The organism is Flavobacterium sp. RHBU_3 (assembly GCF_046613565.1).
Taxonomy (GTDB): Bacteria; Bacteroidota; Bacteroidia; order Flavobacteriales; family Flavobacteriaceae; genus Flavobacterium.
Genome location: NZ_JBKJHC010000011.1, coordinates 156,855 through 169,765, shown reverse-complemented (window position 1 = coordinate 169,765; position 12,911 = coordinate 156,855). Strand labels below are relative to the sequence as shown.

The window sequence follows — 12,911 nt, the reverse complement described above, 5'->3', positions numbered from 1 at the left end:
TACTCCTTATATAATAAGAAGCTCTAAACCTCAAAAATCACTCATCAATATTTCTAAGAACATTGCTAACTTCTCTGTTGCGGGTGCAAAAGTACACCCATTTTTTACTTCTACAACCATTTTTTAAATCTTTTTTGAAGATCATTTAACACAAAAAGGTAAGTGGTTGATATATAATGATTTGAATACAAAAGTTTTTTAAAAACAGCAGGGGAAGTAAAAGTAAAACACACAACGCACAGCATATTCTACTCTATTATATATATAATGACACCGAGAAATAAAGGGAATACATGATGAGCAAAAACATATTTGAGCCCTTTCCTTCTAGTTTGAGTAGTCCTATTATATATATGTATTTATAGCACTAAAGACAAAAATTGAATGAAACAGATTCTAAAACCAAACAAAACCACTGAACAACAAACAGATAAGACATAAAAACCAACAAACCTCACTTAAACTTAACCTTAACAAATAGTATATTTACCGCAAAGCAGCTTAAAATGTAATCAGATTACTATCTTTGCCGAAATGCAATGCACTACTATGAACAACTTACAAAACATTATTGAAAAGGCATGGGATGACCGCAGCCTGCTTCAAAATGAAGAAACAACAAACGCCATAAGGGAAGTTATAGAACTTTTAGACGCCGGAAAACTTCGCGTGGCCCAGCCCGTAGAAAACGGATGGCAGGTAAACGAATGGGTAAAGAAAGCTGTTGTAATGTATTTCCCTATACAGAAGATGGAAACCCTGGAAGCAGGAATATTTGAATACCACGATAAAATGCCGCTTAAACGCAATTATGCAGAAAAAGGTATTCGCGTAGTTCCAAATGCTGTAGCCAGACATGGTGCTTATATATCTTCGGGTGTTATTCTTATGCCAAGCTATGTTAACATAGGCGCTTATGTAGATGAAGGCACTATGGTAGATACATGGGCAACCGTGGGGAGCTGTGCGCAAATAGGCAAACACGTACACCTAAGTGGTGGTGTAGGTATAGGCGGCGTGCTGGAACCGCTACAAGCCGCACCGGTTATTATAGAAGATGGAGCCTTTATAGGTTCTCGCTGTATAGTTGTTGAAGGAGTACGAGTAGAAAAAGAAGCGGTATTAGGTGCTAATGTATGCCTTACAGCCTCTACAAAAATTATAGATGTAACGGGTGATGAACCTGTAGAAATGAAAGGTATAGTACCTGCACGCAGTGTAGTAATACCAGGAAGTTATACTAAAAAATTTGCGGCAGGAGAATACCAGGTTCCATGTGCACTTATTATAGGTAAACGTAAAGAATCAACAGACCTTAAAACTTCGCTTAACAACGCCCTGAGGGAATATGATGTAGCGGTTTAATAATTGCGAATGAAAGGCGAACCCATAAAAATATCTGCCCTTGCCATAGTATATAACGAGGAGCACAACATACGTGAATATCTGGACAACATGTCTTTTGCAGACGAAATTGTTGTGGTAGACTCCTTTAGTACCGATGCTACAACGGAAATCATCAAAAAAGAGTACCCGCATGTGCGGTTGTATCAACGTGTTTTTGATGATTTCTCGTCGCAGCGTAACTATACTATAGATTTGGCGGAAAATGACTGGGTATTATTTTTTGATGCTGATGAACGCATTACCGAAAAAGGTGTTGAAGAAATAAAAAGCCTTTTTTATAAAGCTCCGGAAGAATCTGCATTTTGGGTAAAGCGTGTTTTTTATTATCAGGGAAAACCCTTAGTAAACAACAGCTTTAACGAAGACCGCACGGCACGTATTTTTAGAAAATCAAAGTGCCGTTACAGCGACAAGCTTGTACACGAGCAATTATCTATTAAAGGTAAAAGCCGTGTACTAAAAAACGCTATACAGCACTACTCTTTTAGGGATGCCGACGATTTTCTTCAAAAACGACTGCAATATTCACGCCTTAAGGCTAAAGAATTTCATCAGGAAGGTGTACGCACCAATATATTACACTTTACCGTAAGACCAGCATACCGTTTTTTTAAATATTATGTACTAAAACTTGGCTTTATAAACGGTAAACGTGGATATGAAGTAGCCAAAATACTTGGCTACCACGTATACATGCGTTATGTATACCTAAGAGAGCTTAACAAAAGTTCTAAAAAGATACTGGTTATACAGCAAAAGATGATTGGCGACGTACTGGCCAGCAGTATTATTTGCAAAGCTCTTAAGGAAGAATACCCTGATGCGCAAGTAGACTATATGGCTTATGATTTCACAAGGCCTGTAGTACAAAACAATCCCTATATAGACCACCTTATAACTTTTACAAGCGAGCAACGTAAAAGCAGGCTTGCACTTATAAAATTTGCATTAAGTATCCGCAGGAAAAGATATACTGCTATACTAGATGCATACAGCAAATGGGAAAGCGGTATTATAGTACTTATATCGGGCGCGGCTACATGTATTGGCTTTAAAAAATGGTACACATCATTTTTCTACGACAAAACCATAACACCAGACTGGCGTATAGAAAATTCTGCGTTAGTACACAGGCTACAGCTTGCCGAAGCCCTTACGGGTACAGCTACCCCAGTTAATTTTCCTAAAATATACCTGGAACAAAAAGAAATAGAATACGCAAGACAATTGATGGCAGCAAAACTGGATATAAACAAGCCGGTTATAATGCTAAGCATAATGGGAAGCGATGATATAAAAAGCCTGCCTGTTGCCGAAATGTCTAAAATTGCTGATTTTGTAGCTGATAACACAGGTGCACAACTGCTGTTTAACTATTTGCCAAAGCAAGCCGACAAAGCACAGGAAATTTACAATCTTTGCAAACCGGAAACAAAGCAAAAGGTTGTTTTTGATTTTTATATAGATGACCTGAGGCAAATGATTGCCGTATTATCTCAATGCAACGGGCTGGTAGGCAATGAAGGCGGGGCAGTAAATATGGGCAAAGCACTTGGCGTACCTACATTTACTATTTTTTCTCCGTGGATTAATAAGGGATCGTGGAATATGCTTACCGATACGCATAAACACAATGCTGTACACCTTCAGGATTACTTTCCGGAAATTTATGGCGAAAAACACCCGAAAGAATTTAAGGAGCAATCTATAGAGTTGTATAAAAAATTACAGCTTGCCCTTTTTGAAGACAAGCTGCATAGTTTTCTGGAAACCAATATTGTTACTCAACAGTTACACCCGCTTCCTTAACAATACCGTAAGGCGTCCATTTTATTTTTTTATCCCTTACCTCTTTACGGATGGCAAGGTTTGCAGCTAATGATTCAGGTGTTTTATACCCCCTGCTATGATCAAGGTGCAGGCATATAGCCTTGTGGCGTATCTGTTTTCCTTTAACGCCGAAGTTTTCCAGCCTTTCGCCAAACTCACGATCCGGCCCACCATACTTCATACGCTCATCGTATCCGTTAATGGCTATCATGTCTTCCTTGTAACCACTGGAGTTACAGTTATTAAATGATGGTGTTGTAGGAGTTACAGCATCTAATACCGAAGCTGCAAAAGGCCCGACACCAAGTTTTAATGCCTGGCTAAATCCAAGCTTATCGATACTTTTTAACCAATTTATCTTAAAACAGTTACCGTTAAGTATATCTTCTTTAGTGATAGCTTCACTGGTTTTCATGGTAAGTTTACAATACCCGCCCGAAAGGAAACGCCCTTTTTCGGCTTCACGGGCATGTACTTCTACAAAGTCGGGGCGCGGAATACAATCGCCATCCGTCATAATAATATACTCATTTGCAGCCTCTACTATAGCCACATTAAGTATTTCCTGACGGCGATACCCTTTGTCTTCATGCCAAAGGTGACGTACAGGCACAGGATAGTTAGCCGCATAACGTTCTATAAGTTCACGGGTAGTATCGCGCGAACCATCGTCTGCAACAATAAGTTCAAAGTCTTTGTATGTTTGATTAGAGTACCCTATCAGCACGTTCTCCAGCCATTTCTCGGCATTATAGGTACTTACAATAACAGATATTTTCATTTTTTTAGCTTCTTAGCTAATTAGCCGTTTAGCAGCGTGGCTGCTAAAAAAACTTCATAGCTTTGTGTTTGCAAATATATTACTTTTTCCTGAGGCCTAACGCACGCTTTATGGCACGCTTACGGTGGAAACGGTTAGCAAAATACTGGGTGTATTTCGTCATAAGGCTTAATACCTCATCATAAGATGCACCGCAAAGCTTCGCGTATTCATCGCTCATAACCTCCACAAGATGGTTCTCCGGGGTAAGCCTGGACATATTTATAATACCTTTTTTTAAAGACAAGGGTTTAGAGTGAAATGCCATCCTGTTAAGGTCTACCAGGAAAAACTCATACCGTTGTGCTCCGGTTTTTTTTATCAGGGTATTTCCGGGAGTATGGTCTTTAAATTCGATACCTTTTTGGTGCAACAGATAAGTAAACTGTGTAAACTGTCTAAGGATAATATCGTGTTCAGGATAATCAGGTATTTCTATCAGTTGCCTGTAAGTAAGATCGGGCAGCATCTGCTCGCTCATATAATAGCTATCCAGCAATGATAATGCGGTACGGTTCTCAAAAAAGGCAATAGGCTTAGGCGTACCTATCCCCATATTTAATAGTGCATTAGCATTTTCATAAGAGCGCTGTGCTTTACCCTCCCTAAAAAAACGGTAAACTATTTTATTGAAAAAGTTAGGGACTTTGAATGATTTTACATTTACCGTTGTATCGTCCATCGAAAAAGTCTTTATCTTATTTCTTGTCCCATCGGCAAACATTGTTCCTTCAGTATTGAATTTTGCAACTATCTCCTGTATACGCGGTGAATGAGTTGCAAAATCAGTATGGATGACATAATTCATTCAACTTATTTTTTGCAAAAGTAACCATTTTGCATTTTACAGGTAAAATAATTGCTTTATTTTTACCCGTTGATATAACCAGTATATAATGTTTAGCCACTATTTAATTACCCGATTTAATCTCAAAAATCCTAAATGGGATGTAACAAAAAACAACGAAAGCCTTCTTACTGATGAATGGCTTGATCACCGTTTGTGGCTGTTTGAGAATTTCTGTTTGCCATCGGTACTGGCGCAAACCAATAAAAATTTTAACTGGTTAATATATTTTGATGTTACAACCCCCGAAAATTACAGGGAAAAAATAGGAAAACTTTTAAACGGGAAACCTAATGTAAGAGCCTTTTTTATAGAGGGTATGCCTGCATTTTATCCTGAAATAAAAAAACTGGTTACAGAAGAAACTGTGGGTCAACCTTATATTATAACATCTCGCATAGACAATGACGACTGCATACGTAACACGTTTATAGACGAGGTACAAAAACAGTTTGACAAGCAGGACTATATGGCCATAGATGTGGTAAAAGGGTATTCGCTACAAATAAAGCCGGTTGTTATGCTGGGCAAAAAAGAGCATGTTTTTAACCCGTTTATAAGCCTGATAGAAAAAAACGAGGATCCTAAAACGGTGTGGAAAAACGACCATAACCACTGGAAAAAAGAAACGCGTATAAAACAGCTTACGCATACCCGGTTGTGGATGTCTATAATCCATGAAAAGAATAAGGTAAACGAATTTGACGGTTACGGAAATATTTTATGGCAAGACGTTAGTAAGGACTTTATTGTTTCTCCTGAGATAAGCAATTTTATATCAGACAACATTTTACCGTATAACAAATGGTGGTTTACAAGCTTTAAAAATGGCTTTTATGTAAACTGGATATTACTCAATAAAACTATTAAAAAAGCACTGGGTGTATATAAAGCCAAGTAAACGGCTAAAGTGTACTTTTTTTTCGGAAATCGTTACACCCAATTATGACGACGTCAATCCTTTCAAAAAATCAACGAATTGAAGGAAGGGTAATTACACAAATAAGATATATAAACTTCTTGCGTACCTTTATAACCAATTAATCAGCACCTATGGAAAAAGCTATTGTAACCATACCTCTATATAAAACAGCACTCAGCAATTACGAAATGTTATCGCTGAAAAGATCATTAAACATACTAGGAAGTCACCCTTTTGCCATAATATGCCCTGAAGGGCTTGACCTATCGCCGCTGCAAAGCCTCTTAGACACTGTAAAGCATGAAATAAAAACATTTGACCCTAATTATTTTAAAGGGCTTGAAGGTTATAACAGGCTAATGCTGTCTGAAGAGTTATATAGCAGCTTTGCCAATTATGAGTATATACTTATATGCCAAACTGATGTATATGTATTTGAAGACAAGCTGGAATATTGGTGCAATAAAGGTTATGACTATATAGGTGCGCCCTGGATAGCATCTAAACAAAATTTCTTCAAGAAGCTGGAACTAACCATAAAAAACCTGGTAAAGAAAAAGAAAAAAAATACCGATCACTTTTTTAAAGTAGGCAATGTTGGCTTCTCATTAAGGAAAACTGAAACCATGATGCGTATTGTTACTGCCCAGAAAGACAAAATAGAATACGCACTACAGCACCGCGATGAAAGGAACTATCATATTGAAGATGTGTACTTTTCTATGGCAGCACCACAATACACAGACATGAAAATACCCGGTTATATGGAAGCTGTAGATTTTGCAATGGACAGAAAACCGGAAATAGCATATAAGTTAAATGATAAAAAGCTCCCCTTTGGATGTCACCGATTTTTTAATAAGAACGTTGACAAATTTTGGTTGCCTATTATAGATAAAATAGAAAATTTTGAGGTTCCCTCTTTATAAGCTATACTGTAGACACAAGTCCCTTTGTGGACTTGTTTAGCTTTCCACAGGAAAGCCTTTGTGTCTATATTGAGTATAATTATATGTTTTGTGTACCTTGTGAAAGACTTGGTGAACCTTGTGGTCAAAAAAATCTCGCAAAGCCGCTATGCCGCGAAGATAAGTTCACACAATAGTTTTATAAGAGGTGCATCCCTATTGATTAATTATTACCAAAAAAATACACTGAATGATAAAATTTCTTGATCTTCAAAAAATAAACCTGCTCCACCAGGAAGCTATTGAAGCGCGCCTGCTGAAAACATTTCGTAGCGGGTGGTATCTTTTAGGAGAGGAAACAAGAAATTTTGAACAAAACCTTGCCAATTATCTGGGGGTAAAACACGTTATAGGTGTAGCCAACGGACTGGATGCCCTCAGGCTGATACTTCGAGGCTATACAGAACTCGGATTTATGCAGCAGGGAGACGAAATTATAGTTCCGGGTAATACATTTATAGCAACACTACTGGCCATTACTGATTGTGGCCTTATACCTGTTTTTGCTGAACCGGACATAAACACGTTTAATATTTCGGTTGAGAATATTGAAAAGGCCGTTACACCAAAGACCAAAGCCATTATGCCGGTACACCTGTACGGACGTATAGCATACAGTAATGAACTAAAAGCTTTGGCTGAAAAACACAACCTGAAAATTATTGAAGACAATGCACAGGCCATAGGCGCTACCTGGAACGGCATAAAATCGGGTAATCTGGGCGATGCTGCAGGTTTCAGCTTTTATCCGGGTAAAAACCTTGGGGCTCTTGGCGATGGTGGGGCTGTAAGCACTAATAACGATGAATTAGCATCAGTAATCCGTGCTATAGCAAACTACGGCACTACCGAAAAATATGTAAACAAATACAGGGGGCTTAATTCTCGGTTAGATGAAATGCAAGCTGCTATTCTGGATGAAAAATTAAAGCATCTGGATGCTGAAAACCAGCGCCGCCAGGAAATTGCAGTTTTTTACAATAACAATATAAAAAATGACGCCATAACGTTACCTCAAATTCCGGAAAAGGGAAATGAACACGTATGGCATTTGTATGTAATTCGCACTACAGACCGTACTAGGCTACAACAATACCTTACCGAAAAAGGTATACAAACACTGGTACACTACCCTATTCCTCCGCATAAACAGGAAGCTTACAAAGAATACAACCACCTGTGCTTACCTATCACGGAAAAAATACACACAGAAGTGCTTAGCCTCCCTATAAGCCCGGTTTTAACTGATGATGAATTAACAATCATTGCAGAAGCAGTGAACAGCTTTCAATAACATCTAAAAACTCATCTTAGATTTACGGTATTCTCATTTTAAAAAGCAGTATTTTTGCGTTTTAAACAGTAATGCCATGCATCCATTAGACAAGATGAACATGAATGAGCAAGACCTCATCAATCAGGAAGTACATAATGCTTACGAAGCCATTAAGGCCGGCGGCATTATCCTCTACCCTACTGATACTGTTTGGGGCATAGGCTGCGATGCCACTAATCCTGAAGCCATAAAAAAAATATACGCCCTTAAGCAACGAGAAGAATCTAAAAGCATGATAGTCCTGGTAAACGGCGACCGCATGATGTGGAGTGTATTTAAAGACATACCCGAAACCGCATGGCAAATCCTGGACATGAGCGATAAACCTACAACGTTAGTTTTAGATAATCCGAAAAATGTGGCACAAAACATTATAGCGCCAGACAACACCCTTGGGGTACGCCTGGTAAAAGAACCTTTTTGCTACAAACTTATGGAGCGGATGAAAAAGCCGCTGGTTTCTACCTCAGCAAACATAAGCGGTATACCTACACCTACACAGTTTAAAGAAATTGACCATCATATTTTGGACGGCGTAGACTATATCGTAAATTTGCACCACGAAAAAGTTGCCACCAAGCCTTCGGCTATCATAAAACTGGGCAACGATATGACGGTTAAAGTGATACGCCCTTAAATGGAAAACAAAACTTCATACAAAGAAGCCCTTAATAATAAGATATTTGAAATTACCGCGCAGGCCGCAGCATCGCTTAATGTAAAAAGCTATGTAATAGGCGGATTTGTGCGCGATTTTCTGCTGCAACGCGGTCTTAAAAAAGACATAGATATAGTAGCGGTAGGCAGCGGTATTGAATTGGCGCAAGCCGTTTCGGGCCTGATAAAAGGCAAGCCTAAAGTTCAGGTTTTTAAAACCTACGGTACTGCCATGCTAAAATACGATGACGTAGACGTAGAATTTGTGGGCGCCCGTAAGGAAAGTTACCGTACCGACAGCCGTAACCCTATTGTGGAAACCGGCACACTGGAAGACGACCAAAACCGCAGGGACTTTACCATAAATGCACTGGCACTTTCACTATCTGAAGATGATTTTGGTACATTGGTAGACCCGTTTAACGGTGTGGAAGACCTTGCCAACAAAATCATTCGTACACCGCTGGATCCGGATATTACCTATAGCGACGACCCGCTACGTATGATGCGTGCCATACGCTTTGCTACCCAACTTAATTTTACCATTGAGGAAGAATCGCTTAAGGCTATTGAGCGTAACAAGGAACGTATAAAAATCATTACCGGCGAACGTATTACCGACGAACTAAACAAGATACTTTCGGCACCTGTACCGTCTATCGGCTTTAAGCTGCTGTACGATACCGGGCTGTTGGATATTATACTACCGGAACTTACCGCACTAAAAGGCGTAGAGGAAGTAGAAGGACAAACACACAAAGATAATTTTTACCATACCCTGGAGGTTGTAGACAACATAAGCCGCAATACCGAAGATGTATGGCTACGCTGGGCTGCTCTACTGCACGATATAGGCAAAGCGCCTACCAAGCGTTTTGTAAAAAAACAGGGCTGGACATTCCACGGACACGAGTTTGTGGGTGGCAAAATGGTTAAAAAATTGTTTGAGCGCCTGCACATGCCGCTGAACCACAAAATGAAGTTTGTGGCAAAAATGGTAATGCTGAGTTCGCGCCCTATAGTATTGGCACAGGATATTGTTACCGATAGCGCAGTGCGCCGCCTGGTATTTGATGCCGGTGAGGACATAGACAGCCTAATGACGCTTTGTGAGGCAGACATTACTACCAAGAACCCGAATAAGTTTAAAAAATACCACAACAATTTTAAAATTGTACGTCAGAAGATTGTTGAAGTAGAAGAGCGCGACCACGTGCGAAACTTTCAGCCGCCTATTACCGGCGAGGAAATCATGGAGATTTTTAACCTGAAACCTTCACGGGAAATCGGAGTACTGAAAGAAGCCATTAAGGAAGCCATACTGGAAGGTGAGATACCTAATGAGTATGAAGCTGCCTATACTTTTATGATGGAAAGGGCTTTAAAGCTTGGACTTAAAACAGCAAATTCTTAAACATTTATGAAACGCGATAAAGGAGTCATCATTTGGTTACTATCAGGTTGTTTCCTGGTATTTATAATGGTGGTAGTTGGCGGTATAACCCGCCTTACAAACAGCGGCCTTAGCATGACCGACTGGCATCTTGTAACTGATACCTTTCCTCCGCTAACGGACGAAAAATGGCAACAGGCATTTGATGAATACAAGAAATTTCCGGAGTACCAAAAGATAAACATCCACAACAACTTTACCCTGGATGATTATAAGTTCATTTACTTCTGGGAGTGGTTCCACCGTTTTATAGGACGAATAATAGGTATGGTATTTATAATACCATTTGTCTATTTCCTTATCAAGAAACGCATTGACAAAGCTACCTTAAACAAATCTTTTGTGCTGTTAGGCATGGGAGCATTACAAGGATTCTTCGGTTGGTTTATGGTAAAAAGCGGCCTTGTAAACGACCCGGATGTAAGCCACTTCAGGCTGTCGCTACACCTTACGTTTGCGTTCCTTACCTTTGCCTACACACTATGGGTAGCACTGGATTTAATCTACCCTAAAAGGAAAACTGCCTTACTGCCAATGCGTAAACTGGCTCGTGTTGCACTTGTAATATTGCTGTTACAAATTATATACGGAGGCTTTGTTGCCGGGCTTAATGCCGGGCTGGTACACAATACCTGGCCACTGATGAGCGACGGTCAACTAATACACGACAGTGTGTTTATAGAAAAGCCTACCCTACTGCAAAACCTTACCGAAGGGCAGAGCGGCGTACAGTTTGTACACCGTACTATGGCCTACATAGTAGTTGGCTTAATAGTAGCACTATACTTCAAGGGGAAGAAATTCAGTTTGGACAACCAGCAAAAAAACGGACTTAATACACTTGTAGCAATAGTATTCCTGCAGTTTACACTGGGAGTACTTACACTACTGTTCAGGGTGCCGTTATGGCTGGGGCTTACCCACCAGGTTGTGGCTTTCTTCCTGCTTACAGCAATGACATATACACTACACAGGCTGAGTAAGTAGAAAATATTCAAAAAGCCCTTTTATAAATGATAAAAGGGCTTTTTTATTAAGGGGGGAGCAGAATAAACTTTACACATAGGCTTGACCATTCTCAAACTTTTGCCTGATTATGGCAACTGAGTTGCTTACTGCCTTTAACTGATAATGCGGATTATCTTTAATAGACTTCCAGTCGCCACCCCATTCAAGAGTTGACAACTGTGGCATAACTTTATTAGCTATTGCTATGTAATTAGCATTTACTGTGTTGTAGCCATGTGAATCAAACAGCCCTATATCCCAAGCAATACCAAAATTGTGGTTACTTTGTCCGCCTTTAGCGTTAGTAACTACGGGGCCGGAATTACCATACCTACCCTGTCTGTAAAGGGCATTTTGCTCTGCATAAGTCCGGGTACCCGATATTATCCTTACCTGAAAAGCACCGCCCTGAGCCAGTTTTAAAAACTTCCTTGCTTCCTCCTGGGCTTTGGGGTGTAGCGTAATAATATTTTGTTCACTTCTGGGGTCAAAACCGCCATATTGCGCCTTCAAACTCTCATACTTTGCTATAAAATCGGCATCGGCATTAGAAGTTTTTGGTCCCCAGTCGCCATCGAGCCCGTATTTGTATAGCCCTGCTGATTTTAACAGACGTTGATAAAACAATACATCTTCTTTCAGTAATTGATAACTCATAACTTAGAATGATTAAAAGAGTTAAACGTTACAATCAGTTCATCAAAAGAACACAAACAACTAAACAGCAACCAATTAACAACAATAACCCAAAACAACAAACAGTGTTTTACCTATTTTTTCAAAGTATTTAAACCATTAAAATACTGTAAGTTTTAAAAAATAGATTTTAGCATCACTTTATAAAACCCTTGGCAGTCTTTTAAGGTTATGACTTGTAATTTTACAATACTGAAATAACCTAAAAACAAAAATTGTTATGCCAAATTCAACAGAAATAAAAGGACACTGGGACGAGCTAAAAGGAAAGCTTAAACAAAAGTACGCCGAACTTACCGACGACGACTTAACGTATGAAGAAGGTAAAGATGATGAAATGTGGGGACGCCTGGAGCAGAAGTTGGGCAAAGCGAAAAAGGAAATACTTTCTATTTTTCAGTAATTGAACCCTTTCCCTCGCGGGCACATAACCACATTACAAAACTGTCCTGTAAACAGCATAAACTGTTTGCCGGACAGTTTTTATATTAATTACTTTTTAAAAGCTGCCGCAAGCGAGCCACAGCTCCACAAAGGCCACAGTACTAACAATGGGTGCAGAAACAGGCGTGTAAGCCTTAAACCGTCGGTATTAAGGCCGAATGCATCTACATGGTTTGCATACTGGGCATAGTTGCCGGGAAAAATTGCTACAAAAAATGCAGCCACTACCCAGCCTACCGCTACCCTGTATTTTGTAAGCGCCAATAGTGAAAGCCCAAGCAATAGCTCTACCACACCCGATAGTATTACTACAAGGTCGGCATCAAGCGGTACCCACGAAGGCACCTGAGCGCTAAAGGTTTCACGAACAAAGGTTAAATGCCCGGTACCCGTAAAGAGCAGCAGGCAACCCAGTACTATCCTGAAGATATTTTGTGCGGTGGAATACGTTTGAGGAGTTTTCATAAATATTGATTAATTTTTGTAACATAAAGTTAATCAAATATTTAAATCCAAAACACAA

Annotated in this window: 13 protein-coding genes; 9 read left to right on the top strand and 4 right to left on the bottom strand. The window is 39.5% G+C overall.

All coding sequences use genetic code 11. The features are described from left to right. Positions 1-549 precede the first annotated feature (549 nt). Positions 550-1,365 carry a 2,3,4,5-tetrahydropyridine-2,6-dicarboxylate N-succinyltransferase gene (locus ACLI1A_RS15825; RefSeq protein WP_411409651.1) on the top strand — a complete coding sequence of 272 codons (816 nt, stop codon included), beginning with the start codon at positions 550-552 and terminating at the stop codon, positions 1,363-1,365. Positions 1,366-1,374: 9 nt separating this feature from the next. Next, positions 1,375-3,216 (top strand): glycosyltransferase, encoded by a 1,842-nt coding sequence (locus ACLI1A_RS15820; protein ID WP_411409650.1) that lies wholly within the window; start codon positions 1,375-1,377, stop codon positions 3,214-3,216. Here ACLI1A_RS15820 and ACLI1A_RS15815 read toward each other — a convergent pair. Further along, the gene (locus tag ACLI1A_RS15815; RefSeq protein ID WP_411409649.1) at positions 3,188-4,018 is read right to left on the bottom strand and encodes a glycosyltransferase family 2 protein; all 831 of its coding nucleotides are present in this window, start codon (positions 4,016-4,018) and stop codon (positions 3,188-3,190) included. The genes ACLI1A_RS15820 and ACLI1A_RS15815 overlap by 29 nt on opposite strands. A 79-nt stretch (positions 4,019-4,097) precedes the next feature. Beyond that, positions 4,098-4,865 (bottom strand): Kdo domain containing protein, encoded by a 768-nt coding sequence (locus ACLI1A_RS15810; protein ID WP_411409648.1) that lies wholly within the window; start codon positions 4,863-4,865, stop codon positions 4,098-4,100. Between the two features lie 88 nt (positions 4,866-4,953). Here ACLI1A_RS15810 and ACLI1A_RS15805 point away from each other — a divergent pair, with 88 nt between their 5' ends. From ACLI1A_RS15805 to ACLI1A_RS15780, 6 genes are all read left to right on the top strand, one after another. Continuing rightward, positions 4,954-5,805 (top strand): glycosyltransferase, encoded by an 852-nt coding sequence (locus ACLI1A_RS15805; RefSeq protein ID WP_411409647.1) that lies wholly within the window; start codon positions 4,954-4,956, stop codon positions 5,803-5,805. Positions 5,806-5,957: 152 nt separating this feature from the next. Further along, positions 5,958-6,755, top strand: coding sequence for a DUF5672 family protein (locus ACLI1A_RS15800; protein ID WP_411409646.1), 798 nt, complete (start codon positions 5,958-5,960; stop codon positions 6,753-6,755). A gap of 229 nt (positions 6,756-6,984) precedes the next feature. After that, positions 6,985-8,088 carry a DegT/DnrJ/EryC1/StrS family aminotransferase gene (locus ACLI1A_RS15795; RefSeq protein ID WP_411409645.1) on the top strand — a complete coding sequence of 368 codons (1,104 nt, stop codon included), beginning with the start codon at positions 6,985-6,987 and terminating at the stop codon, positions 8,086-8,088. A 76-nt stretch (positions 8,089-8,164) separates the two neighbouring features. Next, entirely contained in the window at positions 8,165-8,767 is a 603-nt protein-coding gene (locus ACLI1A_RS15790; RefSeq protein ID WP_411409644.1) for an L-threonylcarbamoyladenylate synthase, read from the top strand. Beyond that, positions 8,768-10,201, top strand: a complete 1,434-nt coding sequence (locus ACLI1A_RS15785) for a CCA tRNA nucleotidyltransferase (protein ID WP_411409643.1) — start codon at positions 8,768-8,770, stop codon at positions 10,199-10,201. Between the two features lie 6 nt (positions 10,202-10,207). Further along, positions 10,208-11,227 (top strand): COX15/CtaA family protein, encoded by a 1,020-nt coding sequence (locus tag ACLI1A_RS15780; RefSeq protein ID WP_411409642.1) that lies wholly within the window; start codon positions 10,208-10,210, stop codon positions 11,225-11,227. A gap of 69 nt (positions 11,228-11,296) precedes the next feature. Here ACLI1A_RS15780 and ACLI1A_RS15775 read toward each other — a convergent pair whose 3' ends face one another. Further along, complete coding sequence (locus ACLI1A_RS15775) at positions 11,297-11,905, bottom strand: M15 family metallopeptidase (protein ID WP_411409641.1); 609 nt, start codon at positions 11,903-11,905, stop codon at positions 11,297-11,299. A gap of 259 nt (positions 11,906-12,164) precedes the next feature. On the opposite strand from ACLI1A_RS15775, the gene ACLI1A_RS15770 reads away from it, so the two are divergent. Then, entirely contained in the window at positions 12,165-12,347 is a 183-nt protein-coding gene (locus ACLI1A_RS15770; RefSeq protein ID WP_411409640.1) for a CsbD family protein, read from the top strand. An 89-nt stretch (positions 12,348-12,436) separates the two neighbouring features. Here ACLI1A_RS15770 and ACLI1A_RS15765 read toward each other — a convergent pair whose 3' ends face one another. Then, complete coding sequence (locus tag ACLI1A_RS15765; protein WP_411409639.1) at positions 12,437-12,853, bottom strand: hypothetical protein; 417 nt, start codon at positions 12,851-12,853, stop codon at positions 12,437-12,439. Between the last annotated feature and the right edge of the window lie 58 nt (positions 12,854-12,911).

What these genes read in the sequence shown, in the direction of transcription:
- ACLI1A_RS15825 (WP_411409651.1), top strand. Translation starts at nt 550, where the DNA reads ATGAACAACTTACAAAACATTATTGAAAAGGCATGGGATGACCGCAGC.
- ACLI1A_RS15820 (WP_411409650.1), top strand. Translation starts at nt 1,375, where the DNA reads ATGAAAGGCGAACCCATAAAAATATCTGCCCTTGCCATAGTATATAAC.
- ACLI1A_RS15815 (WP_411409649.1), bottom strand. Translation starts at nt 4,018, where the DNA reads ATGAAAATATCTGTTATTGTAAGTACCTATAATGCCGAGAAATGGCTG.
- ACLI1A_RS15810 (WP_411409648.1), bottom strand. Translation starts at nt 4,865, where the DNA reads ATGAATTATGTCATCCATACTGATTTTGCAACTCATTCACCGCGTATA.
- ACLI1A_RS15805 (WP_411409647.1), top strand. Translation starts at nt 4,954, where the DNA reads ATGTTTAGCCACTATTTAATTACCCGATTTAATCTCAAAAATCCTAAA.
- ACLI1A_RS15800 (WP_411409646.1), top strand. Translation starts at nt 5,958, where the DNA reads ATGGAAAAAGCTATTGTAACCATACCTCTATATAAAACAGCACTCAGC.
- ACLI1A_RS15795 (WP_411409645.1), top strand. Translation starts at nt 6,985, where the DNA reads ATGATAAAATTTCTTGATCTTCAAAAAATAAACCTGCTCCACCAGGAA.
- ACLI1A_RS15790 (WP_411409644.1), top strand. Translation starts at nt 8,165, where the DNA reads ATGCATCCATTAGACAAGATGAACATGAATGAGCAAGACCTCATCAAT.
- ACLI1A_RS15785 (WP_411409643.1), top strand. Translation starts at nt 8,768, where the DNA reads ATGGAAAACAAAACTTCATACAAAGAAGCCCTTAATAATAAGATATTT.
- ACLI1A_RS15780 (WP_411409642.1), top strand. Translation starts at nt 10,208, where the DNA reads ATGAAACGCGATAAAGGAGTCATCATTTGGTTACTATCAGGTTGTTTC.
- ACLI1A_RS15775 (WP_411409641.1), bottom strand. Translation starts at nt 11,905, where the DNA reads ATGAGTTATCAATTACTGAAAGAAGATGTATTGTTTTATCAACGTCTG.
- ACLI1A_RS15770 (WP_411409640.1), top strand. Translation starts at nt 12,165, where the DNA reads ATGCCAAATTCAACAGAAATAAAAGGACACTGGGACGAGCTAAAAGGA.
- ACLI1A_RS15765 (WP_411409639.1), bottom strand. Translation starts at nt 12,853, where the DNA reads ATGAAAACTCCTCAAACGTATTCCACCGCACAAAATATCTTCAGGATA.